The 26,973-nt window shown below is 76.5% G+C and carries 22 protein-coding genes; 16 read left to right on the forward strand and 6 right to left on the reverse strand.

What is annotated here, in order from left to right; genetic code table 11:
• Positions 1 to 22: 22 nt before the first annotated feature.
• Entirely contained in the window at positions 23 to 1,471 is a 1,449-nt protein-coding gene (locus WJX68_RS02030) for a YibE/F family protein (protein WP_340285804.1), read from the reverse strand.
• A gap of 541 nt (positions 1,472 to 2,012) precedes the next feature.
• Between WJX68_RS02030 and WJX68_RS02035 the strand changes: the two genes are divergently transcribed.
• From WJX68_RS02035 to WJX68_RS02055, 5 genes are all read left to right on the forward strand, one after another.
• Positions 2,013 to 4,067 (forward strand): intein-containing Rv2578c family radical SAM protein, encoded by a 2,055-nt coding sequence (locus WJX68_RS02035; protein WP_340285806.1) that lies wholly within the window; start codon positions 2,013 to 2,015, stop codon positions 4,065 to 4,067.
• Between the two features lie 58 nt (positions 4,068 to 4,125).
• A complete protein-coding gene (gene aspS / locus WJX68_RS02040) occupies positions 4,126 to 5,970 on the forward strand; it encodes an aspartate--tRNA ligase (protein WP_340285807.1) in 1,845 nt (614 codons plus the stop codon).
• A gap of 2 nt (positions 5,971 to 5,972) precedes the next feature.
• Positions 5,973 to 6,914: a DUF389 domain-containing protein gene (locus tag WJX68_RS02045; RefSeq protein WP_340285809.1), complete on the forward strand. Its 942-nt coding sequence runs from the start codon at positions 5,973 to 5,975 to the stop codon at positions 6,912 to 6,914.
• Positions 6,915 to 6,925: 11 nt separating this feature from the next.
• A complete protein-coding gene (locus tag WJX68_RS02050; protein WP_340285811.1) occupies positions 6,926 to 8,122 on the forward strand; it encodes a hypothetical protein in 1,197 nt (398 codons plus the stop codon).
• A gap of 88 nt (positions 8,123 to 8,210) precedes the next feature.
• Positions 8,211 to 9,053, forward strand: a complete 843-nt coding sequence (locus WJX68_RS02055; RefSeq protein WP_340285812.1) for an SGNH/GDSL hydrolase family protein — start codon at positions 8,211 to 8,213, stop codon at positions 9,051 to 9,053.
• Between the two features lie 14 nt (positions 9,054 to 9,067).
• Here the strand turns inward: WJX68_RS02055 and WJX68_RS02060 are convergent, their stop codons facing one another.
• The 3 genes from WJX68_RS02060 to WJX68_RS02070 form a co-directional block, all read right to left on the reverse strand.
• Complete coding sequence (locus WJX68_RS02060) at positions 9,068 to 10,222, reverse strand: aminotransferase class I/II-fold pyridoxal phosphate-dependent enzyme (protein WP_340285814.1); 1,155 nt, start codon at positions 10,220 to 10,222, stop codon at positions 9,068 to 9,070.
• Positions 10,219 to 10,734 carry an Lrp/AsnC family transcriptional regulator gene (locus WJX68_RS02065; protein WP_340285815.1) on the reverse strand — a complete coding sequence of 172 codons (516 nt, stop codon included), beginning with the start codon at positions 10,732 to 10,734 and terminating at the stop codon, positions 10,219 to 10,221. The genes WJX68_RS02060 and WJX68_RS02065 overlap by 4 nt, the downstream gene beginning before the upstream one ends.
• 63 nt (positions 10,735 to 10,797) lie before the next feature.
• The gene (locus WJX68_RS02070; RefSeq protein WP_340285816.1) at positions 10,798 to 11,022 is read right to left on the reverse strand and encodes a hypothetical protein; all 225 of its coding nucleotides are present in this window, start codon (positions 11,020 to 11,022) and stop codon (positions 10,798 to 10,800) included.
• A 180-nt stretch (positions 11,023 to 11,202) separates the two neighbouring features.
• Between WJX68_RS02070 and WJX68_RS02075 the strand changes: the two genes are divergently transcribed.
• Together WJX68_RS02075 and WJX68_RS02080 are read left to right on the forward strand one after the other, a co-directional pair.
• Positions 11,203 to 12,741 (forward strand): proline-rich domain-containing protein, encoded by a 1,539-nt coding sequence (locus tag WJX68_RS02075; RefSeq protein WP_340285817.1) that lies wholly within the window; start codon positions 11,203 to 11,205, stop codon positions 12,739 to 12,741.
• A 43-nt stretch (positions 12,742 to 12,784) separates the two neighbouring features.
• Entirely contained in the window at positions 12,785 to 14,152 is a 1,368-nt protein-coding gene (locus WJX68_RS02080; protein ID WP_340285818.1) for a replication-associated recombination protein A, read from the forward strand.
• A 22-nt stretch (positions 14,153 to 14,174) separates the two neighbouring features.
• On the opposite strand, the gene WJX68_RS02085 is transcribed toward WJX68_RS02080, so the two are convergent.
• A complete protein-coding gene (locus WJX68_RS02085) occupies positions 14,175 to 15,224 on the reverse strand; it encodes a S1 family peptidase (protein ID WP_340285819.1) in 1,050 nt (349 codons plus the stop codon).
• A gap of 373 nt (positions 15,225 to 15,597) precedes the next feature.
• Between WJX68_RS02085 and shbA the strand changes: the two genes are divergently transcribed.
• The 5 genes from shbA (at position 15,598) to WJX68_RS02110 (ending at position 22,184) form a co-directional block, all read left to right on the forward strand.
• Positions 15,598 to 16,401, forward strand: coding sequence for an RNA polymerase sigma factor ShbA (shbA, locus tag WJX68_RS02090; protein ID WP_340285820.1), 804 nt, complete (start codon positions 15,598 to 15,600; stop codon positions 16,399 to 16,401).
• 277 nt (positions 16,402 to 16,678) lie between these two features.
• A complete protein-coding gene (gene alaS, locus WJX68_RS02095; protein WP_340285821.1) occupies positions 16,679 to 19,339 on the forward strand; it encodes an alanine--tRNA ligase in 2,661 nt (886 codons plus the stop codon).
• Complete coding sequence (gene ruvX / locus WJX68_RS02100) at positions 19,336 to 19,770, forward strand: Holliday junction resolvase RuvX (RefSeq protein WP_340285823.1); 435 nt, start codon at positions 19,336 to 19,338, stop codon at positions 19,768 to 19,770. The genes alaS and ruvX overlap by 4 nt, the downstream gene beginning before the upstream one ends.
• 117 nt (positions 19,771 to 19,887) lie before the next feature.
• Entirely contained in the window at positions 19,888 to 21,018 is a 1,131-nt protein-coding gene (locus tag WJX68_RS02105; RefSeq protein WP_340285825.1) for an endolytic transglycosylase MltG, read from the forward strand.
• 113 nt (positions 21,019 to 21,131) lie between these two features.
• Positions 21,132 to 22,184, forward strand: coding sequence for a 2,3-butanediol dehydrogenase (locus tag WJX68_RS02110; protein WP_340285826.1), 1,053 nt, complete (start codon positions 21,132 to 21,134; stop codon positions 22,182 to 22,184).
• A gap of 14 nt (positions 22,185 to 22,198) precedes the next feature.
• On the opposite strand, the gene WJX68_RS02115 is transcribed toward WJX68_RS02110, so the two are convergent.
• A complete protein-coding gene (locus WJX68_RS02115; RefSeq protein WP_340285827.1) occupies positions 22,199 to 23,071 on the reverse strand; it encodes a spermidine synthase in 873 nt (290 codons plus the stop codon).
• Between the two features lie 133 nt (positions 23,072 to 23,204).
• Between WJX68_RS02115 and WJX68_RS02120 the strand changes: the two genes are divergently transcribed.
• From WJX68_RS02120 to aroB, 4 genes are all read left to right on the forward strand, one after another.
• Positions 23,205 to 23,921, forward strand: a complete 717-nt coding sequence (locus tag WJX68_RS02120) for a prepilin peptidase (protein WP_340285828.1) — start codon at positions 23,205 to 23,207, stop codon at positions 23,919 to 23,921.
• Between the two features lie 64 nt (positions 23,922 to 23,985).
• Positions 23,986 to 25,188 carry a chorismate synthase gene (aroC, locus tag WJX68_RS02125; protein WP_340285830.1) on the forward strand — a complete coding sequence of 401 codons (1,203 nt, stop codon included), beginning with the start codon at positions 23,986 to 23,988 and terminating at the stop codon, positions 25,186 to 25,188.
• Positions 25,185 to 25,853 (forward strand): shikimate kinase, encoded by a 669-nt coding sequence (locus WJX68_RS02130; protein WP_340285831.1) that lies wholly within the window; start codon positions 25,185 to 25,187, stop codon positions 25,851 to 25,853. Before aroC ends, WJX68_RS02130 begins: the two co-directional genes overlap by 4 nt.
• Positions 25,850 to 26,971, forward strand: coding sequence for a 3-dehydroquinate synthase (gene aroB / locus WJX68_RS02135; protein ID WP_340285832.1), 1,122 nt, complete (start codon positions 25,850 to 25,852; stop codon positions 26,969 to 26,971). Before WJX68_RS02130 ends, aroB begins: the two co-directional genes overlap by 4 nt.
• Positions 26,972 to 26,973: the final 2 nt, after the last annotated feature.

Below are 26,973 nucleotides of genomic sequence, written 5' to 3' on the forward strand. Positions count from 1 at the left end.
CACCGGGCCGCCGCGCGGGCGCTCAGTGCCGGGCCGCGACCAGGGCCGCGAGGCCGGTCGTCACCGGGACCGCGGCGACCAGCCCGATGCTGCCCACGAGCGTCCGGACGATCTCGGTCGCCACGTCCTGGCTGGTCAGCACCTGCCCCACCCCGCCCGCCGCGACGGTGAACAGCAGCAGCAACGGCAGGGCGGCGCCGGCGTAGGCCAGCACGAGGGTGTTCACCGCCGACGCGACGTGGTCGCGCCCGATCCGCATGCCGGCCGCGAACAGCTCGCGCACACCGAGATCGGGGTTGGCCGCGCCCAGCTCCCACACCGCCGACGCCTGGGTGACGGTGACGTCGTCGAGCGCCCCGAGCGCGCCGATCACCAGCCCGGCGAGCACCAGCCCGCGCGGGTCGATCGGGACGCCCGGGCCGAGCGTGCCGATCAGGCTGGCCGTGGTGTCGTCGAGGCCGGTGAGCCGCGACGCCGCCGTGAACAGGTAGCCCAGCACACCGATCAGGGCCAGCGACGCCAGCGTGCCGAGCACCGCGCAGGACGTGCGCGCGGTGAACCCGTGGGTCAGGTACAGCACCACGAACATGATCAGGCAGGCGCCGGTCACCGCGACGGCCAGCGGCGGGCCGCCGGACAGGATCGCCGGCAGCACGAACAGCAGCAGGATCACGAAGCTCAGCGCCAGGCTCACCAGCGCCGCGAACCCGCTGAGCCGCCCCAGGACGACGACCGCGAGCGCGAAGACCACCGCCAGCCACACCAGCGGTGCGCCGCGCTGGAAGTCGACGATCTGGTACGCGCCGGCGTCGTCGGGGTCGGCGCCCGACCAGGCCAGCGTCACCGGGTCGCCCACCGCGAACCGGGGCGTCGACGGCTCGTCCGGCACGAGCTGGACCAGGTCGCGGCCGGCGCGCGGGCCGTCGGACAGCGCGACGGTCACCCCGGTGCACCGGCGGTCCCCGGAGCCGGGGGAGCAGTCGGCGACCTGCGTCGCGGTGACGGTGCCGTGCACCTGGCGGGTCGGCGGGACGTCCGGGGTCGGGGTGGGGCCGGGCCACAGCAGCACCACCCCGGCCAGCGTCGCGAGCGCGCACGGGACCAGCAGGGCGACGAGCAGGTTCCGGACGCGGCGCCCGGCCGGGGTGGCGGCGCCGTGCCCGTGCCCGTGCCCGTGGCCGTGCCCACCGCCACCGTCGCCGCCGGGGGACGGCGGCCGCGCACGGCCCCGCCGGGTGCGGCGCGGTCCCGTGGTGGCGTCCGGCGCGTCCTGCGGGGGGCCGGTGGGGGTGCCCAGGTCGGTCTCGCCCGGGCAGTCGCCCCAGCCGCCGGGGTGGCCCGGGTGGACGGCGTCGTCGCGCCGGTCGGTGGGGTCGGGCCGGTCCCGGGCCTGCTCCCGGCGCTCGGCCCGCCGGCGGGCAGCGGTCCCCTCCCCGGTCCGCTCCCCGGTCCGCTCCCCGGTCCGCGGCACCGGGGCCGGACGACCGACGGCTGCGGGCCGGCCCTCGGGGGCGCCGCCCCGGCCGGCGCGGTGGGCGGCGGGGGACCGGCCCGTCGGCGGGCCGGCCGGTCCGGTGGCCGGTCCGGTGGCCGGCGCCGTGGTCGGTGCGCCTGCCCGTGCCGTGGGCGGCGCGGGGGGCGGCGGGCCGGCCGGTGGGGTGCCGTGCGGTCCGCGCAGGTGCGGGGGCCCGGGCGTCCGGTGCCCGCCGGTGCGGGCGTCGTCGGCCCGACCGGCGGCCGGCCCGCCCCGGGGCCCTCCGGCCGCAGGGGGCTCCGCGCGGTCGTCCGGCCGGTCCTGCGCCCCCGGCCGGTCCTCGGCGCGCCGTCGCCCGCCGGTGCGGGGGACGGCGCGGCGCCCGCCGGTCGGGGCGGCGGGATCGCGCGGGTCGGGCGGGTACGGCACCCCCGCATCCTCGCAAACGATCTTGCCTGTCCGGCTCGCCGTTCGCCGGGACGCGACCGCCCGGCGACGACCGGTTGCCCGGGCATCGAACCCATGTTCGAATGACGGGGTGCGGTGGAGCGGACAGCAGGTAGGTGCGGACGGGATCGGCGGCGCCGCGGCGCTGCCCGGCATGCAGGGGCTGCTGCGCTCGGTGCGCACGCCCGAGTTCGCGGGCGCGGTCTTCCACGAGGTCGAGGCGCGGTCGGCGCTGAATCGGGTGCCGTCGTCGTCGCCGGTGCCCTTCGGGTGGACGCTCAACCCGTACCGCGGCTGCTCCCACGCCTGCACGTACTGCCTCGCGGGCGAGACCCCGGTCCTCACCGCCGACGGGCGCTCCCGCCCGATCGCCGCGCTGCGCCCCGGTGACGAGGTCGTCGGCACCGTCACCGACGGGCGGGGCCGGCGGCGCTTCGTCCGCACCCCGGTGCTCGCGCACTGGTCGACCCGGCGCCGCGCCCAGGAGGTGTCCCTCGACGACGGCACGGTGCTGGTCACCTCCGCCGAGCACCGCTTCCTCACCACCGACGGCTGGGCCCACGTCCGGCCGGGCCGCTGCCGTGCCTCGGCCGCACGCCCGCACCTGCGGCCCGGCGCCGCCCTGGTCGGACCCGGGGCGGCCGCGATGCCCGGGCACGGCCCACGGCCCGCCGGCTGGGCCGAGGGGTGGCTCTGCGGGCTCGTCCGGGCCGACGCGGTGCGCGGCCGCGTGCGGGCCGAGCCGTTCCCGACCGGCTGGGTCGAGATGGAGGCGCTCGCCCGTGCCCACCACCTGCTGACCGTGGCCCGGCCGGTCGGCGCCGGTGCCCGGCCCGCGGTCACCGGTGTCCCGGGGGCGGCCGGTGTCCCCGGGCCGGCCGGTGTCCCCGGTGCGGCCGCGTCGCCCGCGGCGTGGCCCGAGCGGCCCGGCCCGGGCTGGTCGGCGGGCTTCGTCGGCGGGATCGTCGACGCGTGCGGCGAGGTCGGCGCGGGCGTGCTGCGGATCGTCCCCGGCTGCGAGGAGCTCGCCCGCGCCTGCGTCGCCGCCCTGCGCCGGCTCGGGTTCCGGGTCGCCTCCGAGCCGTCGGCGCGGCCCGGTGTGCGGGCGCTGCGGGTGCTGGGCGGGGCCGCCGAGCAGCTGCGCCTGGTCGCCGTCACCGACCCGGCGGTGGCCCGGGTGCGCGACGTCGGGGGCGCCCGCGTCGAGGAACCGCCCGCCGGGGCGCCGCGCGTGCTGTCGGTGCGCGACACCGGCACGATCCGGCCGATGTTCGACATCACCACCGGCACCGGGGACTTCGTCGCCGCCGGGGTGGTCAGCCACAACTGCTTCGCCCGCAACACCCACACCTACCTGGACCTCGACGCGGGCGCGGACTTCGACTCGCAGATCGTGGTGAAGGTGAACGTCGCGCGGGTCCTGGAGCGCGAGCTGGCCCGGCCGTCGTGGCGGCGCGAGCACGTCGCGATGGGCACCAACACCGACCCCTACCAGCGCGCGGAGGGCCGCTACCGGCTGATGCCGGGCGTGATCGGCGCGCTGGCCCGCTCGGGCACGCCGTTCTCGGTGCTCACCAAGGGCACCGTCCTGACCCGTGACCTGCCCGACCTCGCCGCCGCGCACCGCGACGTCCGGGTCGGGACGGGGGTGTCGGTCGCGCTGCTCGACCGGGAGCTGCAGGCCCGGCTGGAACCCGGGACGCCGAGCCCGCGGGCCCGGCTCGACCTCGTCCGGCGGATCACCGACGCCGGGCTGCCCTGCGGGGTGATGCTCGCCCCGGTGCTGCCCTGGCTCACCGACTCCGAGGAGGCGCTCGACGCGCTGCTGGCCGAGGTGGCCGCCGCCGGGGCCGCGCGCGCCACGGTGCTGGCCCTGCACCTGCGGCCCGGCACCCGGGAGTGGTTCCTGGCCTGGCTCGGCCGCGAGTACCCGGACCTGGTGGAGCGCTACGCCCGGCTCTACCGCGGCGGGGCGTACGCCGGCCGCGGGTACCGGGAGGCGCTGGCCCGCCGCGTCGCACCGCTGCTGGCCCGGCACGGGCTGGACCGCCCGGAACCGAACCCGCGCGACCCGGGACGGACCCGGCAGCAGGCGCCGCCGCCCGCCGCCCCCGGCCCGGCCGGCGGGCAGCTGAGCCTGCTGTGAGTACCCGCCGGAAACCTGCTCGCGGGTGCCCGGGGGGCTGCGGATAGCCTTGTCCGCCGTGATGCGAACCCACCCCGTCGGCACCCTCCGTGCCGAGCACGCCGGCCAGACCGTGACCCTCGCCGGATGGGTGGCTCGCCGCCGCGATCACGGCGGCGTGATCTTCATCGACCTGCGTGACCGCTCCGGATCGGCGCAGGTCGTGTTCCGCGAGGGCGAGATGGCCGAGCGGGCGCACCGGCTGCGGTCGGAGTTCTGCGTGCAGGTCGTCGGCGAGGTCGTCCGGCGTCCCGAGGGCAACGAGAACCCGGACCTGCCGACCGGCGCCATCGAGGTCACCGTCACCGGGCTGACCGTGCTGTCGGAGTCCGCGCCGCTGCCCTTCCCGGTCGACGAGCACACCGGGGTCGGCGAGGAGATCCGCCTGACCCACCGCTACCTCGACCTGCGCCGCCCCGGCCCCGCCGCGGCGATGAGGCTGCGCAGCGACGTCAGCAAGGCCGCCCGCGACGTCCTGGCCGGCGAGGACTTCATCGAGGTCGAGACGCCGACCCTGACCCGCTCGACGCCCGAGGGCGCGCGCGACTTCCTCGTGCCCGCCCGGCTGCGCCCCGGCTCCTGGTACGCGCTGCCGCAGAGCCCGCAGCTGTTCAAGCAGCTGCTCATGGTCGGCGGGCTCGAGCGGTACTACCAGATCGCGCGCTGCTACCGCGACGAGGACTTCCGCGCCGACCGTCAGCCGGAGTTCACCCAGCTCGACATCGAGATGAGCTTCGTCGAGCAGGACGACGTCATCGCGCTCGCGGAGAAGGTGCTCGTCGCGCTCTGGCGCCTGGTCGGCCACGAGATCGAGACCCCGATCCGGCGGATGCCCTACGCCGAGGCGATGGCCCGCTACGGCTCGGACAAGCCCGACCTGCGCTTCGACATCGAGCTGACCGAGCTCACGTCCTACTTCGCCGGCACCGGCTTCCGCGTCTTCCAGAACCCCTACGTCGGCGCCGTCGTCATGCCCGGTGGGGCCTCCCAGCCCCGCAAGGTGCTCGACGGCTGGCAGGAGTGGGCCAAGCAGCGCGGCGCCCGCGGGCTGGCCTACGTGCTCATCGGCGAGGACGGCCGGGTCGACGAGCGCGGACCGGTCGTCAAGAACCTGTCCGAGACCGAGCGCGCCGGGCTGGCCGAGGCCGTCGGCGCGAACCCCGGCGACTGCATCTTCTTCGCCGCCGGCACACCGTCGGAGGCCCGCGCCCTGCTCGGCGCCGCCCGCGGCGAGATCGCGCGGCGCACCGGCGCGATCGACGAGTCCGCCTGGTCGTTCGTCTGGATCGTCGACGCGCCGCTGTTCGAGTCGGCCGCCGACACCGACGACGTCGCCGTCGGCGCGGGCGCGTGGACCGCGCTGCACCACGCGTTCACCTCGCCCACCCCGGAGTGGATCGACACCTTCGAGAAGGACCCGGGCAACGCACTGGCCTACGCCTACGACATCGTCTGCAACGGCAACGAGATCGGCGGCGGCTCGATCCGTATCCACTCCGCCGAGGTGCAGAAGCGCGTCTTCGAGGTCATGGGCCTGACCGAGGACGAGGCGCAGGAGAAGTTCGGCTTCCTGCTCGACGCCTTCGCCTACGGCCCGCCGCCGCACGGCGGCATCGCCTTCGGCTGGGACCGGATCACCGCGCTGCTCGCCGGCGTCGACTCGATCCGCGAGGTCATCGCCTTCCCGAAGACCGGCGGCGGGTTCGACCCGCTGACCAGCGCGCCCGCGCCGATCACCGCCGCCCAGCGCAAGGAGGCCGGCGTCGACGCGAAGCCGGCCGCCGCCGCGCCCGGCGGCGCCGCGCCCGGGAAGCCGGCCACCACCGGCGGCGGTGCGCCGGAGAAGCCCGGCCCGGCCGCGTAGCGGTGCTGCACCTGCGCGTGGTCTGCCCGCAGGGGCGGACCGCCGACGTCACCGGGGTGCTGCGCGACGAGCCCGGGGTGGCCCACCTGGTGGTCCACCCCGGCGTCGCGGTGCACCCGGCCGGCGACCTCGTGGAGGCCGACGTGGCCCGCGAGTGCGCCGACGACCTGCTCGGCCGGCTCGCCGACCTCGGCATCGACCACGACGGCGGCATCACCCTCGAACAGCTCGACACCGTGCTGTCCGACCGGGCCGACGCCGCCGAGGAGGCCGCCCCCGGCGACGGCGCCGACGCCGTCGTCTGGGACGAGCTCATCAACCGGACCGGCGAGGAGTCGCGGCTGTCGCTGAGCTTCCTCACCTTCCTCACGATCGCCTGCCTGCTCGCCGCGATCGGCGCCGTCACCGACTCCCCGGTGACCGTGGTCGGGGCGATGGTGCTCGGGCCGGAGTTCGGGCCGATGGCGGCCGTCGCGGTCGGGCTCGTCCTGCGCCGCCGTGACCTCGTCACCCGCGGGGCGGTCGCGCTCGCGGCCGGGTTCCCGCTCGCGATGCTGGTCACCGCCCTCGCCACCCTGCTGTTCGACGCGGCGGGCTGGCTCACCGCCGACGCGCTCGACGCGCTGGACCAGGTCGACTTCATCTACGAGGTGGGGCCGTTCTCGCTGCTCGTCGCGCTGCTCGCCGGTGCCGCCGGGATGCTGTCGCTCACCTCGGCGAAGTCCTCGGTGCTGGTGGGCGTGTTCATCTCGGTCACCACCGTGCCCGCGGCCGCGTTCGCCTCGGTCGCGGCGATCGAGGGACGCTGGTCGGAGGCCGGGCAGTCGGTGCTGCAGCTGGGCGTGAACGTCGTCGGGGTCGTCGTCGCGGCCGCGCTCGTGCTGCTGCTGGCGCGGTCGCGGTCGCGTCGTCGGGGCGCGGACCGGGCGCTCTCCGACGGGTAGGGTCGCGGGCGATGAGCGATCGGCAGGCGACTCCGGGCGCGGTCGTGGCGGTCGCCGGGGCCGCCCGGCTGCTGTCGCGGCGGGCCGGGTCGGAGGTGGAGCTCTTCGAGCCGGAGGACCTCGGCGGCAGCGGCCGCTCCGTCGTCGCCCGGGCCCGGATGGCGCAGAACCCGTTCTCCGACCGGCGCAGCGTGGTGGTCAAGCACTACGCGCCGCCGGAGCCCGGCACCGACCCGGCGACCGACCCGTTCCGCTACGAGGTCGCGTCCTGCCAGCTGTTCACGGCGCTGCCGACCGACGTCCGGCCCAGCCCGGTGATCATCGCCCACGACCCCGACCAGCGGCTGCTCGTGCTGGAGGACCTGGGCCGCAGCCTGACGCTGGCCGACAAGCTCTTCGCCCCCGACCCCGCCGGCGCCCGCTCCTGCCTGCTCGGCTGGGCCCGCGGGCTCGGCCGCATGCAGGCCGCCACCGCCGGGCGCGAGGGCGACTTCGGTGCGCTGCTGCGGCGGCTGGGGGAGCGGGCCCGCCGCGACCCGATCGCCGACCAGGCCCGTGCCGCGCTCGCCGGGCTGCCCCGGCTGCTCGGCGAGACCCTCGGCGTCGAGGTGGGGGAGCTGGCCGCGCTGGAGGCGCACGGTGGGGTGCGCCTGCTCGGCGGCACCGGGTTCCGGGCGTTCAGCCCGTCCGACACCTGCCCGGACAACAACCTGGTCACCAGCCGCGGGGTCCGGTTCGTCGACTTCGAGTGGGGCTGCTTCCGCGACGTCGTCCTCGACGCCGCCTACGTGCGCGTCCCGTTCCCGGCCTGCTCGTCGAGCTTCGCGCTGCCCGACGCCGTCGCCGCGGCCATGCTCGACGCCTGGCGCGCCGAGGTGGCACCGGTGTGGCCCGAGCTCGACGACCCGGAGGTCCTGGAGTCCCGCCTCGCCGACGCACAGCTGCTGTGGGTGTGGTGGTCGACCTGGATGCTGCTGCCGCGGGTGCAGCGCCGCGACGGCCCCATCGGGCCCGACGCGGGGCGCTCGCCGCGGATCTCGACCGCGCTGCGCCACTACTGGCGACGCCTGCACGACACCGCCGCGGCGAGCGCCCGGCCCGCGACCGCGGCGCTGGCCGACGCCGTCGTCGCGGCCCTGGACGCGCGGTTCCCCGACGCACCCTCGACGCTGCCGGTGTTCCCCGCGTTCCGGGGCGGCGCGGGCTGAGCGGCGTCCCCGAGAGTTCCCGTACCGGTACGGGAGCCGTCACCGGGGGCACACGGGCGCGGCCACCACGGCGGGCGACGGTGGGGTCGTGCGCCCGACGACCGCGTCCCGTCCCGTCGCCGACCCCGTCCGCCGGCGGGTCCGCCACCTCGTGCTGCTGGGGGACTCGACCGCCGTCGGTCTCGGCGACCCGGTGCCCGGGGGCGGCTGGCGCGGGTTCGGCCCGCTGCTGCGCGACGCCCTCGGCGACCCCCGCCGCCCCGGTCCGGTCCTGCTGTCCAACCACGCCCGCACCGGCGCCCGGATGGCCGACGTGCGGGTGCACCAGCTGCCCGCGGTGACCGGCCGGCCCGACGTCGTCGTGCTGTGCGCCGGGATGAACGACACGCTGCGTTCGGACTTCGACCCCCGCGCCCTGCGCCGCGACGCCGCCGCGGTGCTGGAGCCGCTGCTCGGTGGCGGGACGACCGTGCTGCTGCTGCGCTTCCACGACCACACCCGGATGTGGCCGCTGCCCGGCCCGCTGCAGCGCGCACTGGCCGGGCGGATCGCCGCGCTCAACGCGGCCGTCGACGGCGCGGTCGCCGACGCCGTCGCGCGGACCGGGCGGGCGTGCGTCGGCGTGCTCGACCTCGACTCGGCGGGCAGCTACGACCCGGCCGCGTGGAGCGTCGACCGGCTGCACCCCTCCGAGCTCGGGCACCGGCTGCTCGCCCGCGGCTTCGCCGCGCTGCTCGCCGACGCCGGGTTCGCCGTGCCCGCCGAGGTCGGGCTCGACGCCGCCGGCGGCCGCGAGACCACCGCCTGGCAGCGCGGCGCCTGGCTGGTGGTGCAGGGCGTCCCGTGGCTGGTGCGCCGCGGCCGCGACCTCGGGCCGGTCATGGTGCGCGGGCTCGTCGACGGCGCCCGGACCCGCCGGGCCGCCGCCTGAGCACCCGCCCGGGGTCACAGCCGTCGCAGGAAGTTCCCGATCCGCTCCACGGCCAGCTCCAGCTGCGGCAGGGCCGTCGCGTAGGAGCAGCGGACGTGCCCCTCGCCGGACGGGCCGAACACGCTGCCCGGCACGACCGCGACCGACTCCTCGCGCAGCAGCCGCTCGGCGAAGGTCTCCGCGTCGAGCCCGGAGGCGCGGATCGAGGGGAACGCGTAGAACGCCCCGGCCGGCTCCGGGCAGTCCAGCCCGGCCTCGCGCAGGCCCTTCACGAACACCCGGCGGCGACGGTCGTAGTCGGCGACCATCTCGGCCACGTCGCCCTCGGCGCTGGTCAGGGCCTCGACCGCGGCGATCTGGGACACGTGCGGGGCGCACAGCATCGTGTACTGGTGCACCCGCAGGCACAGCTCGGCGATCGGCTGCGGCGCGGCGAGCCAGCCGACCCGCCAGCCGGTCATCGCCTGGGCCTTGGAGAACCCGCCGAGCACGACGGTCCGCTCCCGCGCGCCCGGGACCGCGCCCAGGCAGGTGTGGGCGCCGGTGTAGGTGAGCCGGTCGTAGATCTCGTCGGAGAGCAGGTAGAGGTCGTGCCGCTCGGCGAGCGCGACGAGCTCGCGCAGCACCTCCGGCGGCTGCACCGCGCCGGTGGGGTTCGCCGGGGAGCCGATGAGGATCGCCTTCGTCCGCGGGGTCACCGCGGCCTCGACGGCGGCGATGTCGATGGCGAACCCGTCCTCGGCACGGGTCGGCACCCCGACCGGCACGCCGCCCGCGAACGCCACGCACGGCTGGTAGGCGACGTAGCAGGGCTCCGGGACGATGACCTCCTCGCCGGGGTTGAGCAGCACCCGGAACGCGAGGTCCAGCCCCTCGGAGACCCCGGTCGTCACCAGGCACTCGGTGGCGGGGTCGTAGTGGGCGTCGTAGCGCGACGCGAGGTCCGCGCACACCAGCTCGCGCAGCCGCGGCAGACCCGCGTTGCCGGTGTAGGTCGTGTAGCCGTGCTCCAGGGCGTAGATCCCGGCCTCGCGGATGCGCCACGGTGTCACGAAGTCGGGTTCGCCGACGCCGAGTGAGATGACGTCGTCCATCTCGGCCGCGATGTCGAAGAACCGCCGGATCCCCGACGGCGGGATCGCCGAGATCGTCTCGTTCAGCGGCTTCACGGGGTCACCGGGAGGCGGTGGTCGGGCTCGGGCTCGGCGAAGGAGTCGCCGTCGCGCTTGTGGGTGGCGAGCACGAAGTGGGTGGCGGTGGAGCGCACCCGGTCGATCGTGGACAGCTTCTGGGACACGAAGTCGCTGACGGCGCGGATGTCGGGCCCCACGACCGTGCAGCGCAGGTCGTGCCCGCCGGAGACGAGGTAGCAGTCGCGGACCTCGTCGAAGCGGGAGATCCGGGCGGCGACGTCGTCGAACCCGACCCCGCGGGCGGGTGCGACGGCGACGTCGATGAACGCCGTGACCTGCGCCCCGGCGCGGCCGGCGCCGGGCTGGTCGCCGACACCGTCCTCGTAGCGGGCCCAGTCCACGACGGCCTTGTGCCGGCGGATCACCCCGGAGCGTTCCCACTCCGCGATCCGGGCGTCGACCTCGTCCCGGGGCAGACCCAGCATGGTGGCGACGGTGTCGTGGCTCAACGACGCGTCGCGTTCGAGCAACTCGAGGATCTCGCGCACGGCGTGACCCTACGTCGGTCCTCCGCCGCCGCGCCGCGGGCCGCGCGGACGGGCGTGGCCGGGTCAGGCCGCCCGGGGGACCGGTGCGGCGCCCGGGGCGCGGGCGACGACCCCGAGCCGGGCCGGGTCGAGCAGGCCGCACTCGAGGTCGACGAGGTGTGCCCGGGTGCACGGTCCGCACACGTGAACGGTGCCGGCGGGTCCGTGGTGGCTGCTCCAGGCGAGCCCGCGGGCGTCGGCCGGGGTGCGGGGACGGGCGCAGAGGGGGCAGGCGGGGATCGTGTCCATGCCCGACGAGCGTGCCGTGCCGGTGTTGCGCGCCGATGACTCCGCGCGTCGGCGGCGTTGCGTTCCGGCGACGATCCGGGGTCACCGGCGATCACGGTGTGGCCCCACCCGGTCACGAATGGGCGCCGAGCCGGTGAATTCGCCACCACCGGCCCCCGGCCGTGACTAGGGTCCGCGCGCATGAGCAGCAACGAACCGCCGCGGGGGGACGATCCGCAGGGCGGGACCGGGCAGCACCCGGCGTCCGGCGACGCTGGGGCCCCCGACGACGCGACCCGGCGGACCGGGGACGTCGAACGGGCCGGCGACACCGGGACGCCGTCACCCGGCGGCACCCCGACGTCGTCCGAGGCGACCCACCAGTTCGAGGCGGGAGCCCAGGACCCGGGCCGCCGGCAGTACGGCCAGGACCAGCAGTACGGCTCGCAGCCCGGCGCGGGACAGCAGGGCGGTCAGCAGTACGGCGGCCAGCAGTACGGCGGTCCGCAGTACGGCGGCCAGCAGTACGGCGGTCCGCAGTACGGCGGCCAGCAGCCGGGCGGTCAGCAGTACGGGGGCCCGCAGTACGGCGGCCAGCAGTACGGCGGTCCGCAGTACGGCGCGCAGCAGCCGGGCGGTCAGCAGTACGGGGACCAGCAGTACGGGGACCAGCAGTACGGGGACCAGCAGTACGGGGACCAGCAGTACGGGGACCAGCAGTACGGGGGCCCGCAGTACGGGGCACCGCAGGGGGGCCCGCAGTACGGCGCCCAGCAGTACGGCGCCCAGCAGTACCCGGGCCAGCCCTACGGCGGCGCCCCCCAGGGCGCCTACGGTGCGCCCGCCTACCCCGGCGGCGGCGCCCCGCCGCCGGGCGGCACCTCGCCCGACCCGCTGGTGCCGTTCTCCTTCGGCGACTGGTTCTCCAAGGTCCTCGCGGGCACCCGGCGCAGCTGGAAGCCGCTGCTCGCGATCCAGGGGATCCTCTTCGGCGTCCTGGTCGTGCTCGGCCTGGTGATGGGCGCCGTCGTCGGGGCGGCGGTCCTGAACATCATCGGCTCGGTCGTCAACGGCCGGTTCGGGTTCGGCTCGATCGTCGGCGTCGTCATCGCCTACATCGTGTTCCTGATCGCCGCCGTGGTGCTCGGCGCGACCGCGCAGGCCGCCTCGCAGTTCGTCGTGGTCCGCGACGCGGCCGGGCGCCCCTACACCGCCCGTCAGGCGTTCCTGTTCGCACGCAGCCGGGCGCTGCCGCTGATCGGCTGGTCGCTGCTGCTGGGGCTGCTGTTCGGGGTCGTCTACCTGGTCGGCATCGCCATGGTCGCCTCGGAGTCGGCGATCCTGACGATCCTCGGCGTGCTCGTGGTGCTGGCGGTGTTCCTGTACTTCGGCACCGTCACCTTCGCCGCGTTCGGCGGCACCGTCGTCATCGAGCGCGGTGGCATCGGGCGGATGTTCGCCCTGGTCAACCCCCGGTTCCTGCCGGTGCTGGGCCGGATGGCGACGCTGACCGTGGTGCTCGGGCTCGTCGTGCTGGTCGCGGTGGGGATCGTCGTCGCGCTGTTCTCCTCCGAGAGCGCGGTGCTGGCGGTGATCGGCGGCCTGCTCTACCTCGCGGTGATCATCGCGATCTCGCTGGTCAGCACGGTCGCCTCGGTCGTCACCTACGCCGAGTGCCGCTTCCAGGAGCACAACCCGGTGCACACGCCCGTCCTCGCCGACGAGATCGACCGGGCCTGACCGCCCGGACCCCCGGGGCCGGTGTCCTGGCAGGCTGGGACGGATGAGCACCGACGGCCTGTTCGACATCGACCCCGGGGGCGGCGACGGCCCGGACGACGCGGACACCCCGCGCCCGGACGCGCCGCTCGCCGCGCGGATGCGCCCGCGCAGCCTCGACGAGGTCGTCGGGCAGGCCGACCTGCTCACGCCCGGTGCCCCGCTGCGCCGCCTGCTCGACGGCGGCGCCGCCGCCTCGGTGCTGCTCTACGGCCCGCCCGGCACCGGCAAGACCACCCTGGCCCGGCTCATGGCGGGCGCCGGTGGCGGGGACCGCCACTTCGTCGCGCTGTCCGCGCTCTCGGCCGGGGTGAAGGAGCTGCGCGCGGTCATCGAGGACGCGCGGCGCCGCCGCGACCGCAGCGGCACGGGCACCGTGCTGTTCATCGACGAGGTGCACCGCTTCTCCCGCACCCAGCAGGACGCCCTGCTCGGCGCGGTCGAGGACCGGCTGGTGCTGCTCGTCGCGGCCACCACCGAGAACCCGTCGTTCTCCGTGGTGTCCCCGCTGCTGTCGCGCTCGCTGGTGCTGCAGCTGCAGTCCCTCGGCGAGGACGACGTCCGCACCCTGCTGCGCCGCGCCGTCGCCTCCGAGCGGGGCCTGCACGACACCGTCGTGCTCGACCCCGGCGGCGAGGACGCCCTGGTCCGGCTGTCCGCGGGCGACGGCCGCCGCGCCCTGACCGCGCTGGAGGCCGCCGCCGACGGGGTGCTCGGCGCCGGTGGCGACCCGGTGATCGACCTGGCGGCCGTCGAGCGGGCGGTCACCGAGGTCGCCGTGCGCTACGACCGCGCCGGCGACCAGCACTACGACGTCATCAGCGCGTTCATCAAGTCCATCCGCGGCTCCGACCCCGACGCCGCGCTGCACTACCTGGCCCGCATGATCGTCGCCGGGGAGGACGCCCGGTTCATCGCCCGGCGGCTGATGGTGCACGCCTCGGAGGACATCGGGCTGGCCGACCCCACCGCCCTGCCGGCCGCGACGGCCGCCGCGCAGGTCGTCCAGCTCGTCGGGATGCCGGAGGCGCGGATCGCGCTCGCCCAGGTCACGGTGCACCTCGCGACCGCGCCGAAGTCCAACGCGGTGATCACCGCGATCGACGCGGCGATGGCCGACGTGCGCTCCGGCCGGGTCGGCGGGGTGCCGCCGCACCTGCGCGACGGCCACTACGCGGGTGCGCAGAAGCTCGGCAACGCCGTCGGCTACCGCTACCCGCACGACGACCCGGACGGCGTGCTGCGCCAGCAGTACCCGCCCGACGACGTCGTCGGCGTCGACTACTACGCGCCGTCCGGGCGCGGGCACGAGCGCACCCTGGCCGAGCGGCTGCCGAAGCTGCGCCGGGTCGTGCGCGGCACCCGGGACTGACGACCGGACGGAGCGACCCGGCTCAGCCCGTGGTCAGGCTCAGGCCCAGCGCGTCGGTCGCGGTGCCGATCGGGGTGAAGTAGCTGGTGCAGTTGTTCTGCCCGCCCGCGCCGGTGTGCACGCCCTGGGCCTGACCGCTCGCGGTGATGTAGGGCGCGCCCGAGTCGCCCTCCTGGGCGCACGCCGAGACCGAGGTGAGGCCCGACTGGGTCTGGCCGTCGAAGTCCACGGTCATGTCGGTGCGCTCCACCGTCCCGCAGGAGCGGCCGCTGGTGGAGCCGTAGAGGCAGACCGTCGAGCCGACCGGGGCGGTGCGGCTGCCGGTGACCCGCACGCCGGACACGGTGGGGGAGACGGCGCCGGGGTCGACCGCGATCGCGCCGACGTCCACGCCGCGGGCCGCGGTCTCGACGTCCGACCCGATCGTCGAGCCGTCGGAGGTGTACCAGGACGACGAGCCCCGGGTGCAGTGCCCGGCGGTGATCAGCCAGTCCGTGCTGCCGTCGGAGGCGGCGAACCCGGCGGTGCAGCGCCGCGAGCCGTCGGTGATGGTGTCGCCCCCGCCGACGGCGGCCTGCCGGTGCGGGGCCGCCGCGACGCGCTCCACCCGCACCACGGCCGGGTCCAGCCCGCCGGTCAGCGACGCGGCCGCCGCGCCGGCACCGGGCCCGTCCACGACGTCGAGCACGACCTGCTCGGTGCGCGGGTCGACGCCGTAGGCGACGATCCCGGCGGGCATCCCCTGCGCGGTGCGCGCCGCCAGCTCCGCCAGCGTCGCGGCCGGGTCGCGGCGCGGCTCGTCGCGCACGACGGGCGTCGCGCCCAGCGCGCTGAGGGCGGGGGCCGCGGCGGCGTCCCACGTCCCGACCATCAGCCGCCCGTCGGCGACCCAGATCCCGGCCAGCGCCGGACCGGCCGCCTCGGTCACCGCGGGGACGAGCGCCGCCGCGGCGCCCTCGTCGAGCGGCACCGGCAGCACGGGCGCCGCGGTGGCCGGCACGGTCAGCCCGACACCGATCGCGACGGTGCCGAGAGCGGCGAGCAGGAGACGGTGCGGGCGGCGCAGGGGCACGAGCAGTCCTTCGGACGAGCGGAGCGTGACACCCGGCCCAACGACGCTGCTCCGTCCGGGTCACGCCCCGGAACGTCGGTCCCACGCTCCGGTGGCCCCCGACGCCCGACCGGGGCGCAGGTTGCCCCGGACGGGCCCATCGGCCCTACTGTCCGTCGACGTATACCGCAAATTGTGCATGTTGATTGACCCCGAACGGGGGCACCGACAGGGTTGATCGCAGGCCGGGGCACCGCCGAGCGGAGCTGCCGACGCGAGCACACCTCCCGGCCCAGGACGTGCGCGACAGTCGTCGTGCCGGGCGACCGGGCCCGGTGCGGGGGTGCCGGCGCCTGCACGCGGCGAGTGGCCGCGACTGAGGAGAGCTGGACAGATGCACGACGGAACCGCGGTCACCGCACCCGCATCCGAGGACACCGCCCCGGAGGCCGCCCACGCGCCGGCCCGCCCGGCCGCCGACCTGCTCCCGCCGGAGATGCTCGCGGCCGCCGTCGCCGGTGACGGCCGGGCCGTGGCGCTGCTGCTGTCGAAGGTCCACCCGCAGGTGGAGCGGTTCTGCCGGGCGCGCCTCGGCCGCCGCGAGACGATCCTCGGGTCGGCCGACGACGTCGCGCAGGACGTCTGCATGGCGGTGCTCGCCGTGCTGCCCGACTACCAGCCGTCGCACATGTCGTTCCGGGCGTTCGTGTTCGGCATCGCCCGGCACAAGATCGCCGACGCGTTCCGGGCGATGGCCCGCAACCGCTGCGACGCGGTCGAGGAGGTCCCCGAGCGCGTCAGCCGCGAGGAGGACCCGGTGCAGGTCGTGCTCGACGCCGAGCGCAACGACCGCCTCGGCGACCTCATGGGCCTGCTCGGCCCCCGCCAGGTCGAGATCCTCACCCTGCGCATCGCCGTCGGGCTGACCGCCGAGGAGACCGCGGAGACGCTCGGCTCGACCCCCGGCGCCGTGCGGGTCGCCCAGCACCGCGCCCTGCAGCGGCTGCGCCGCGAGCTCGACGACCGCGCCGCCCGCCGGGCCGGCACCCGCCCGGCCGCGCCGGCCCCGCGCCGCCGCCGCCCGGCCGCCGTCGCGGGTGCGGCGGCCGCCGCCGTGCGCCCGGCCGTCGTCCCCGCCGCGGTCGTCCCCGCGCCGCGCAGCCCCCTCGCCGACCGGGACCTCGCGATCGCGGTCTGAACCCCGCGGCCCCGCGACGGCGGGCCGCCCGCCCCGGTCGTCCCCCCGGACCCGGGCGGGCGGACCCGCAGACGGTCGGTGGCGGTGCGCTCGGGCGCGCACCGCCACCGACCTTCGCCGCGGGTCCGGGCCGGCGGAACCCGATCGTGTGCCGGAGTAACCTGGCACGACCGGCCTCGCGAGCGTCCCCGCGCCGCTCGGCCGTACGGTGTCGCCAGCGCGCCCGCGCACCGTCGCCGACCCGTCGCCAGCCGTACCCGTCACGAGAGACCCACCGGTGCAGACCCACGAGATCGTCCGTCGTTTCACCGCCCACTTCGAGAACAACGGCCACACGCCCGTACCCAGCGCGTCGCTGATCCTCGAGGACCCGCAGCTGCTGTTCGTCAACGCGGGCATGGTGCAGTTCAAGCCGTACTTCCTCGGCGACGTCCCCGCGCCGTACCCGCGGGCCACCTCGATCCAGAAGTGCGTGCGCACGCCGGACATCGACGAGGTCGGCAAGACCACCCGGCACACCACGTTCTTCCAGATGGCCGGGAACTTCTCCTTCGGCGACTACTTCAAGCGCGGCGCCATCGAGTTCGCCTGGTCGCTGATCACCCGCAGCCAGGACGAGGGCGGCTACGGCTTCGACCCCGAGATCATCTGGGTCACCGTCTACCACGACGACGACGAGGCCATCGCGCTCTGGAAGGAGATCGCGGGCCTGCCCGAGGAGCGCATCCAGCGCCGCGGCGGCGACGACAACTACTGGGACATGGGCGTGCCCGGTCCCGGCGGCCCGTGCTCGGAGATCTATGTCGACCGCGGCCCCGAGTTCGGCGCCGAGGGCGGCCCGGAGGCCGACGAGGACCGCTACCTCGAGATCTGGAACCTCGTCTTCATGCAGGACGAGCGCGGCGAGCTGTCCCCGAAGAAGGGCCACCCGCCGATCGGCACGCTGCCGCACAAGAACATCGACACCGGCATGGGCGTCGAGCGTGTGGCGTTCCTGCTGCAGGGCGTCAACAACGTCTACGAGACCGACCTGGTCCGCCCGGTGATCGCGAAGGCCGAGGAGCTCTCGGGCCGGCGCTACGGAGACGACGCCGAGGACGACGTCCGCTTCCGCGTCATCGCCGACCACGCCCGCAGCTCGATGATGATCGTCGGCGACGGCGTGACCCCCGGCAACGAGGGCCGCGGCTACGTGCTGCGCCGCCTGCTGCGCCGCATCGTGCGCTCCGCGCGGCTGCTCGGCGTCACCGGCCCGTGCCTCGGCGAGTTCGCCGAGGTCGTGCGCGAGACGATGTCGCCGACCTACCCGGAGCTCACCGCCGACTTCGAGCGGATCTCCGCGGTCATCCGCGCGGAGGAGGACACCTTCCGTGCGACGCTGACCGCGGGCGAGCGGATCTTCTCCGGCGCCGTCGAGTCCGCCCGGGCCCGCGGCGCGAGCGTGCTGCCCGGTGACGAGGCGTTCGCCCTGCACGACACCTACGGCTTCCCGATCGACCTCACCCTGGAGATGGCCGCCGAGGCCGGGCTGACCGTCGACCGCGACCGGTTCACGACGCTGATGGACTCCCAGCGCGCGCGGGCCAAGGCGGACGCGGCCGGGCGCAAGGTCGGCTTCGTCGACGCGTCGGTCTACCGCGCCGTCCTCGACACCCACGGCGCCACCGACTTCACCGGCTACCAGGCCCTGAGCTCGGAGGCCCGGGTCGTCGGGCTGCTGCGCGACGGCGCCACCGTGCCCGCCGCGCACGAGGGCGAGCAGGTCGAGGTGCTGCTCGACCGCACCCCGTTCTACGCCGAGTCCGGCGGCCAGCAGGCCGACACCGGTGTGCTGCGCGGTGCCTCCTTCGAGGTGCGCGTCGACGACGTCCAGTCCCCGGTCGCGGGGCTGCGGGTGCACCGCGGCGTCGTCACCGCGGGCACCGTCACCCTCGACGCCGAGGTCGTCGCCGACGTCGACCGGACCCGCCGCGCGGCGATCTCGCGCGCGCACACCGCCACCCACCTCGTGCACGCCGGTGTCCGCGGTGCGCTCGGTTCCGCCGCCGCCCAGGCCGGGTCGCTCAACGCGCCGGGCCGGCTGCGCTTCGACTTCACCTCCCCGACCGGCGCGGTCCCGCCGGCGGCGCTGGTGGAGATCGAGGAGGAGGTGAACTCGGTCCTGCAGGAGGACCGGGAGATCCAGACCTACGAGACGAGCATCGACGAGGCCCGCACGCTCGGCGCGATGATGCTGTTCGGCGAGAAGTACGGCGACCGCGTGCGCGTCGTCGACATGGGCGACTACTCGCGCGAGCTGTGCGGTGGCACCCACGTCGGGCGCACCGGCGAGCTCGGCCTGGTCCGGGTGCTCTCGGAGTCCTCCATCGGCTCCGGGGTGCGCCGCGTCGAGGCGCTGGTCGGGCTGGACGCCTTCAAGCACGCCACTACCGAGCACCTGCTGGTCAACCAGCTCGCCGAGCAGCTCAAGGCCCGTCCCGAGGAGCTCCCGGAGCGGATCAACGGCATCGTCGAGCGGCTGCGCACCGCCGAGCGGGACCTCGAGAAGCACCGCGCCGACGCGGTCCTGTCCTCGGCCGGGGCGCTCGCCGGGCAGGCCGAGGACCTCGACGGGACCGCGCTCGTCGCCGTCACCGCGCCGGACGGGGTGTCCGGCAACGACCTGCGCACCCTGGCCGCCGACGTGCGCGGCAAGCTGGGGGACCGGCCGGGCGTCGTGGCGCTGTTCGCCGTCGCCGAGGGCAAGGTGTCCTTCGTCGTCGCCACCACGAAGGCCGCCCGCGACGCCGGCCTCGCCGCCGGGAAGCTGATCCCCGAGTTCGCCGGGGCCGTCGGCGGGCGGGGCGGCGGCAAGCCGGACCTGGCCCAGGGCGGCGGCACCGAGCCGGGCGGGATCGACGCGGCGGTGCAGCAGCTGCGCGCGGCCCTGCGCCGGTGACCCGCACCCGCGGGCGGCGCCTCGGCATCGACGTGGGCGCCGTCCGGGTCGGGGTCGCGATGTGCGACCCCGACGGCATCCTGGCCACCCCCGTCGAGACCGTCCCCCGCGACGCCGACGGGGGCGCCGACGTGCGCCGGATCGCCGAGCTGGTGGCCGAGCACGACGTCGTCGGCGTCGTGCTCGGGCTGCCCCGCAACCTGCGCGGGGAGGACGGCCCGGCCGCCGTCGCGGCCCGGGAGTTCGCCGCGGCGCTCGAGGCGGGCCTGGACGTGCCCGTGGAGCTGACCGACGAGCGGATGACCACCGTCGTCGCGACCCGGCAGCTCGCCGGGCGCGGCGTGCGCGGGCGCCGGCAGCGCTCGGTCGTCGACCAGCAGGCGGCCGTCGCCATCCTGCAGGGGTGGCTGGATACCACCCGCGGGAGCTGATCACGACCACCGGGGGTGACCGCCCGGGGGCCGCACGGCCGTTACCCTCGACCGCGTGACCGGCGCCGGCGAGAACGACGTGACCCACGGTCCGCGGTCGGCGGGCCGGGAGTGAGCGTGACCGCGCCCCCGGTACGGCACCGTCCCACGTCGGCGGACTTCCGGCGCCGCCGCCTCGCGCTGCTCGCCTCCGCGCTGCTGGCCGGGGCCGTGCTGGTCGCGGCCTCGCTGTTCCTGCTCGGGGCCGACGACTACCCGGGGTCGGGCACCGGTTCGGTCGTCGTGCGGATCGAGTCCGGCGACAGCACCAGCGCGATCGGGCAGACCCTGGTCGGGCTCGACGTCGTCCGGTCCCGGGCCGCGTTCGTCGACGCCGCCGCCGACGAGCCCGCGATGCAGCGCATCCAGCCCGGCTACTACGAGCTGCGCTCCCAGATGTCCGGCGGCGCCGCGGTCGACGGGCTGCTCGACCCGCAGCGCCGGGTCGGGTTCCTCGACGTCAAGGGTGGCGTCCAGCTCGACGACACCCGCGCGCCCGACGGCACGGTCAGCCCCGGCGTGCTCTCCCAGATCTCGCAGGCCACCTGCATGGGCGAGGCCGACGGCGAGCCGCGCTGCACCGGCGTCGACGCGCTGCGCACGGCCATGGCCGACGCGGACCCGGCGGCGATCGGCGTCCCGCAGTGGGCACGGGCGGGCTACCGCGCCGCCGCGCCCGGGCGCCGGATGGAGGGCCTCGTCGCCCCCGGCCCCTACGACGTCGACCCGCGTGCCACCCCCGAGGAGGTCCTGCGCCAGGTCCTCGCCGCGTCGGGCGAGCGCCTGTCCGCGGCCGGGCTGGCCGGCGACGGCGCCTACCGCACCCTGGTGCTGGCCTCGGTCGTGGAGAAGGAGGCGCTGGTCCCGGACATGCCGCGGGTGGCCCGCGTGATCGAGAACCGGCTCGCGGTGAACCAGCGCCTGGAGATGGACTCCACCGTCAACTACCCGCTCGACGTGCAGGCGCTGCGCACGACCGCGGAGGCCCGGGGCACGCCGGGGCCCTACAACACCTATCTCAACACCGGCCTGCCGCCGACGCCGGTCGCCTCGGTGTCGACCGCGGCGCTGGCCGCCGCGGAGAACCCGCCGGACGGCCCGTGGCTGTTCTTCGTGCGCTGCACCACCGAGGGCGCCTCGTGCTTCGCCGCGACCTACCCCGAGCACCTGGCCAACGTCGACCGTGCCCGCGCCGCCGGGGCGTTCTGAGGGCCCGGAGCCATCGCCGGGTGCGCATGCAACCCTGCTCCAACCCGTGACAGGCGTCACCTGCTCGCGTAGACATCGACACCGACAGCGACGTCTGGCGAGAGGATCAAGCGATGCGTGCGGTCGTCTACCGGGGCCCCGGCAACCTCGACATCACCGACGTGCCGGAGGGCGAGGTCGGTCCCGGCGAGGTCCGGCTGAAGGTCGGGTTCAACGGGATCTGCGGCTCGGACCTGCACGAGTACTACGCGGGCCCGATCTTCATCCCGAACGGGGAGAAGCACCCGCTGACCGGGCGGGAGCTGCCGCTGACCCTGGGCCACGAGTTCTCCGGCACCGTCGTCGAGATCGGCTCCGGGGTCGAGGGCGTCACCGAGGGCGACCGCGTCGCGGTCATGCCGCTCTACTTCTGCGGCAGGTGCTCCCGCTGCACCGAGGGCCGCTACAACGCCTGCGCCCAGATCGGCTTCCACGGCCTGATGGCCGACGGCGGCATGGCCGAGACGACCGTCGTGCCCCAGCACATGCTGCACCGGCTGCCCGACGAGGTGTCGCTGGAGATGGGCGCGCTCGTCGAGCCGATGTCGGTGGCCTACCACGCCGCCAAGCTCGGCGACGTGAACCCGGGCTCGACCGCCCTGGTGTTCGGCGCCGGCCCGATCGGGATCGGGCTGTGGTTCGCGCTGCGCGGCATGGGCGTGGAGAACGTCCGCGTCGTCGAGCCGTCACCGACCCGGCGCGGCGCGGTCGAGCGCCTGGGCGCGCAGACCCTCGACCCGACCTCCGACGACGTCCCCGCGATCGTGCAGGACCTGACGGGCGGCCGCGGCGCCGACGCCTGCTACGACGCCGCCGGTGTCGCGCCCGCCGTGCAGACCGCGCTCGACGCGCTCGGCGCGGGCCGCCCCATGGTCAGCGTCGCGATCTACGAGACGCCGCTGGAGACGCCGCTGCTCAACCTGGTCCTCGGCGAGTCCCGCATCCAGGGCTCGCTCTGCTACACCGCCGAGGACTACCGCGCGGTCATCGAGCTGATGTCGACGGGCCACTACGACACCACCGGCTGGATGGAGAAGATCGCGATGCGCGACGTCGTCGAGGAGGGCTTCGAGGCGCTGCACGCGGGCCGGAAGATGAAGGTGCTGGTCGACCCGTCCCTGGCCTGAGCCACCGGCCGGGGCTACTGGCCCCAGAGCCCCGCCGGCGGGCGGGGTGAGGGCGCGGCGGTCGCGTCGGTGACGACGGCGGCGCCACCGGCGAGCGCGCGGGTGGCGGCGTCGTCGAGCACCCGGGCCGGGAACGGGTCGCCGGCCGCGCGCCGGGTCACGCCCGGCACCGGCAGCTCCCGGTCCGACGCGGCAAGCACGAGGTTGCCGAACCGTCGCCCGCGCAGCACGTCCGGGGCGGCGACGAGCGCGAGCTGCGCGAACGCAGCCCCGGCCGTCGCGACCTGGCCGGGCAGGAACGGCCACGGCGCGCCGTCGCCGAGGTTCGCGACGTGCACCCCCGACGGGGCCAGCACCCGGCGCACGGCGGCGAGGAACTCCGCGGTGGTCACCTGGGCCGGGGTGCGTGCGCCCGCGAACACGTCGGCCACGACGAGGTCGAACGCCGCGGCGCGGAACCCGGCCAGGCTCTCGCGGGCCTCGCCGGTGACGACGGTCAGCCCGTCGTCCTCGCCGGGCCCGGGCAGCCGGTGCGCGACGAGCGCGGCCAGCGCGGCGTCGAGCTCGACGACGGTCTGCACCGACCCCGGTCGGGTCGCGGCCACGTAGCGGGCCAGCGTCCACGCCCCGCCGCCCAGGTGCAGCACCCGCAGCGGCACCGTGGGCGGCGCCGCGAGGTCGACGAGGTGGGCGATCCGGCGCACGTACTCGAACTCCAGGTGCCCGGGGTCGTCGAGGTCGACGTGGGACTGGGCGGTCCCGTCGAGCAGCAGCGTCCACGACGACGGCCGCCCCCGGTCCTGCACCAGCTCGGCGATGCCGTGGTCGACCTCGGCGCGCACGACCGCACCGGCCCGGCGGAGCCGCTGCGGCACATGTGGACCCACACCGCCATCCTGCCCCGGGCGCCGTGCTCCCGCGCCCCGCCACGCCCCGGGCGCGGGACCCGGCGGTGCCGAGTTGTCCACAGGGCGCGAGATCGTCGCCGCGGTGGCCCCGCCGGGGCGCAGGATCGAGGGCGTGGAACCCCTGCCGCTCGTCGTCCCGGCCGCCGTGCCCACCGCGGTGCCCACCGCGGTGCCCACCGAGGTGACCACCGCCGTGGCCGCTGCCGTGCTCGCCGCCGTCGCCGGTGCGCTCGCCGGTCTGCTCGCCCGGCGGCGGCTCGCCGGGCTCGCGCGGGCCGCTCCGGTCGCGCCGCCGTGGTGCGAGGCCGGGGTCGGTGCGGGGTGGGCTGCGCTGGCGGGGCTGGTCGCGACCGGGCGGCTCGACCCGCGGTGGGCGGCGCCGCTCGCGGTGCTGGCGTGGCTGGCCGTCACGGGGTCGGTGACCGACCTGACCCACCGGCGCCTGCCGGACGCGCTCACCCTGACCGCGGCCGCCGCCCTGCTGCCCGCCCTGGTCCCGGCCGGTGCGGGGGCGCTGCTGCGCGCCGCCGGTGGGGCGGTGCTGCTCGGCGGGGCGTACGCCGTGGTGCACCTCGTGTCGCCGCACGGGATGGGTGCGGGCGACGTCAAGGCGGCCGTCCCGGCCGGTGCGGCCGCGGCGGCGGTCGCGGGGTGGGCGGCCGTTCCGGCGGTGGCCGTGCTCGCGGCGCTCGCCTCGGCGGCCGTCGCCGTCGCGGGGCTGGTGTGCGGGCGGGTCGGGGCGGGCGACCGGCTGCCGCACGGCCCGGTCCTGCTGGGCGCGGCACTGGCCGTCGCGGGCACGGCGGCCCTGTCCGGGGCGTCGCCGTGACCCGCGGGGCGACGGGGACCGGGGGCGGCGAGGCCTGCGGGGTCCGGGTGAGAGGATGAGTGCCGTGCTGCGATGGATCACCGCCGGGGAGTCCCACGGTCCGGCCCTGGTGGGCGTGCTGGAGGGCATGGTCGCCGGCGTCTCGGTCACCACCAAGGAGCTGCAGGCCGAGCTGGCCCGCCGCAAGCTCGGCTACGGCCGCAGCCCGCGGATGGCGTTCGAGGCCGACGAGCTGGAGGTCATCGGCGGCCTGCGGCACGGCGTCACCCAGGGCGGGCCGGTCGCGGTCCGGATCGGCAACACCGAGTGGCCCAAGTGGGAGACGGTCATGGCGGCCGACCCGGTCGACCCGGAGCTGATCGCCCACCGCGCCCGCAACGCCCCGCTGACCCGTCCCCGGCCCGGCCACGCCGACCTCGCCGGCATGACCAAGTACGGCTTCGACGAGGCGCGCCCGGTCCTGGAGCGGGCCAGCGCCCGCGAGACCGCGGCCCGCGTCGTCCTCGGCACCGTGGCGAAGGCGTTCCTGTCCCAGGCCCTCGGGGTCACGGTCGTCTCCCACGTGGTCGGGATCGGCGCGGTCGACGCCCCCGACGACGAGCCGCTGCCCGGCCCCGGCGACCTGGACCGCATCGACGCGAACCCGGTCCGCGCGTTCACCGAGGCCACCGGCGCCGCGATGGCCGCCGAGATCGACGCCGCGCACGAGGCGGGCGACACCCTCGGCGGGGTCATCGAGGTCATCGCCTACGGGATGCCGGTCGGCGTCGGCACCTACGTGCAGGCCGACCGCCGCCTCGACGCGCGCCTCGCCGCCGCCCTGATGGGCGTGCAGGCCATGAAGGGCGTCGAGATCGGCGACGGCTTCCGCACCGCGCACCGGCGCGGCTCGGTCGCCCACGACGAGATGGTCCCGGCCGGCTCGCCCGGGCAGGGGCCCGCGGGCACCGTGCCGGTGACCCGGCTGTCCAACCGCGCCGGCGGCATCGAGGGCGGCATGACCAACGGCGAGCCCGTCCGGGTCCGCGTCGCGATGAAGCCGATCTCCACCGTGCCGCGGGCGCTGCGCACGATCGACACCGTCACCGGCGAGGAGGCCACCGCCATCCACCAGCGGTCCGACGCCTGCGCCGTCCCGCGGGCCGGGGTCGTCGTCGAGACCATGGTCGCCCTGGTGCTCGCGCAGGCCGCGCTGGAGAAGTTCGGCGGCGACTCGCTCGACGAGACCCGCCGCAACGTCGCGTCGTACCTGGCGGGTCGGCGGTGAGCGCCCCCGCCCCGGACGCGCAGGGCCGCCCCTGGCTGGTGCTCGTCGGCCCGCCCGGGTCCGGCAAGTCCACGGTCGGCGCGCTGCTCGCCGAGCGCCTCGGGCTGCGCTTCGCCGACACCGACGCCGCGATCGTCGCCCGGATCGGCAGGCCGATCGCGGAGATGTTCGTGCAGGAGGGCGAGCCCGCCTTCCGCGCGCTGGAGCGCGAGGTCGTCGCCGAGCAGCTGCGGGCCGGGCACGGCGTGCTCGCCCTCGGCGGCGGCTCGGTGCTCGCCGCCGAGACCCGCGCGCTGCTCGGGGAGCACCGCGTCGCGGCGCTGGAGGTCGACCTCGCCGACGGGATGCGCCGCACCGGCATGTCGACCGCGCGCCCGCTGCTGGCCGGGGTGAACCCGCGCGCCACGTTCCGCGCGCTGCTCGCCGACCGCGCCCCGCTCTACGCCGAGGTCGCGACCGTGCAGGTGACGACGGTGCGGCGCAGCCCGAACCAGGTGGTCGCCGCCATCCTCGCCGCGTTCGGGCACGGCCCGGACGAGCTGCCCGAGGCCTCCCCGGACGCCGAGGACCCGCACGACCGGCCGACCCCGCGCCAGGACTCCGCGCTCCCGGCGCCCGGGTTCGGCACCCCGCAGCCCGACTCCGAGCGGGCGGAGGCCCGATGAGCGCCACCCTCCCGGACGACTCCGGCACCGTCGAGGCCGACGGCTCGGTGCGGATCGAGGTCCACGCCGAGCACCCCTACCCGGTGCTCGTCGGGGCCGGCGTCGCCGCCCGCCTGCCCGGTGTCGTCGCCGGCACCGGTGCCGGGCGGGTGCTGCTGCTGCACCCGCCGACGCTGTCCGCGCAGGCCGCGACCGCCCGCGACGGCCTCGCCGCCGCCGGGCTCGCCGCCGCCGTCCACGAGGTGCCCGACGCCGAGGACGGCAAGTCCCTGGACTCGCTGGCCGCCTGCTGGGACGCCTGCGCCGCCGCCGGGCTGACCCGGGCCGACGTCGTCGTCGGGTTCGGCGGGGGAGCGGTCACCGACCTCGCCGGGTTCGTCGCCGCCACCTGGATGCGCGGCATCCGGGTCGTGCACGTGCCGACCACCCTGCTGGCCATGGTCGACGCGGCCGTCGGCGGCAAGACCGGCATCAACACCGCCGCCGGGAAGAACCTGGTCGGCGCCTTCCACGAGCCGGCCGCGGTGCTCGTCGACCTCGACACGCTGCGCACCCTGCCGCGCGCCGAGCTCGTCGCCGGGTCGGCCGAGGTGTGGAAGGCGGGGTTCATCGCCGACCCGGTCATCCTCGACCGCGTCCGCGCCGACCCCGCCGCCGCGCTCGACCCCGCCGGCCCGGTGCTCGCGGAGCTGGTGCGGCGCTCGATCCGGGTGAAGGCCGACGTCGTCGGCGCCGACCTGCGCGAGTCGCACCTGCGCGAGATCCTCAACTACGGCCACACCCTCGGCCACGCCGTCGAGCGCCGCGAGCGCTACCGCTGGCGGCACGGCAACGCGGTGTCGGTCGGGCTGGTGTTCGCCGCCGAGCTGGCCCGCGCGGCCGGACGGCTGGACGACGCCACCGCCGACCTGCACCGCGAGGTGCTGGAGCTGGTGGGGCTGCCGACCTCCTACGAGCCCGGCGTGCTCCCCGAGCTGACCGAGTCGATGCGCGGGGACAAGAAGTCCCGCGCCGGGACCCTGCGGTTCGTCGTGCTCGACGGGCTCGCGAAGCCCGGGCGCCTGGAGGGCCCGGATCCGGCGCTGCTGGAGACGGCCTACGCCGCGCTGGTCGGCTGAGC

Origin of the sequence: Pseudonocardia spirodelae, from assembly GCF_037727765.1 — a bacterium.
Classification (GTDB): Bacteria; Actinomycetota; Actinomycetes; order Mycobacteriales; family Pseudonocardiaceae; genus Pseudonocardia; species Pseudonocardia spirodelae.

Excerpts from the sequence above, each read along its gene's own strand:
- WJX68_RS02050 (WP_340285811.1), top strand. The coding sequence starts at position 6,926 with ATGAGCGATCGGCAGGCGACTCCGGGCGCGGTCGTGGCGGTCGCCGGG.
- WJX68_RS02070 (WP_340285816.1), bottom strand. The coding sequence starts at position 11,022 with ATGGACACGATCCCCGCCTGCCCCCTCTGCGCCCGTCCCCGCACCCCG.
- WJX68_RS02075 (WP_340285817.1), top strand. The coding sequence starts at position 11,203 with ATGAGCAGCAACGAACCGCCGCGGGGGGACGATCCGCAGGGCGGGACC.
- WJX68_RS02080 (WP_340285818.1), top strand. The coding sequence starts at position 12,785 with ATGAGCACCGACGGCCTGTTCGACATCGACCCCGGGGGCGGCGACGGC.
- shbA (WP_340285820.1), top strand. The coding sequence starts at position 15,598 with ATGCACGACGGAACCGCGGTCACCGCACCCGCATCCGAGGACACCGCC.
- WJX68_RS02110 (WP_340285826.1), top strand. The coding sequence starts at position 21,132 with ATGCGTGCGGTCGTCTACCGGGGCCCCGGCAACCTCGACATCACCGAC.
- aroB (WP_340285832.1), top strand. The coding sequence starts at position 25,850 with ATGAGCGCCACCCTCCCGGACGACTCCGGCACCGTCGAGGCCGACGGC.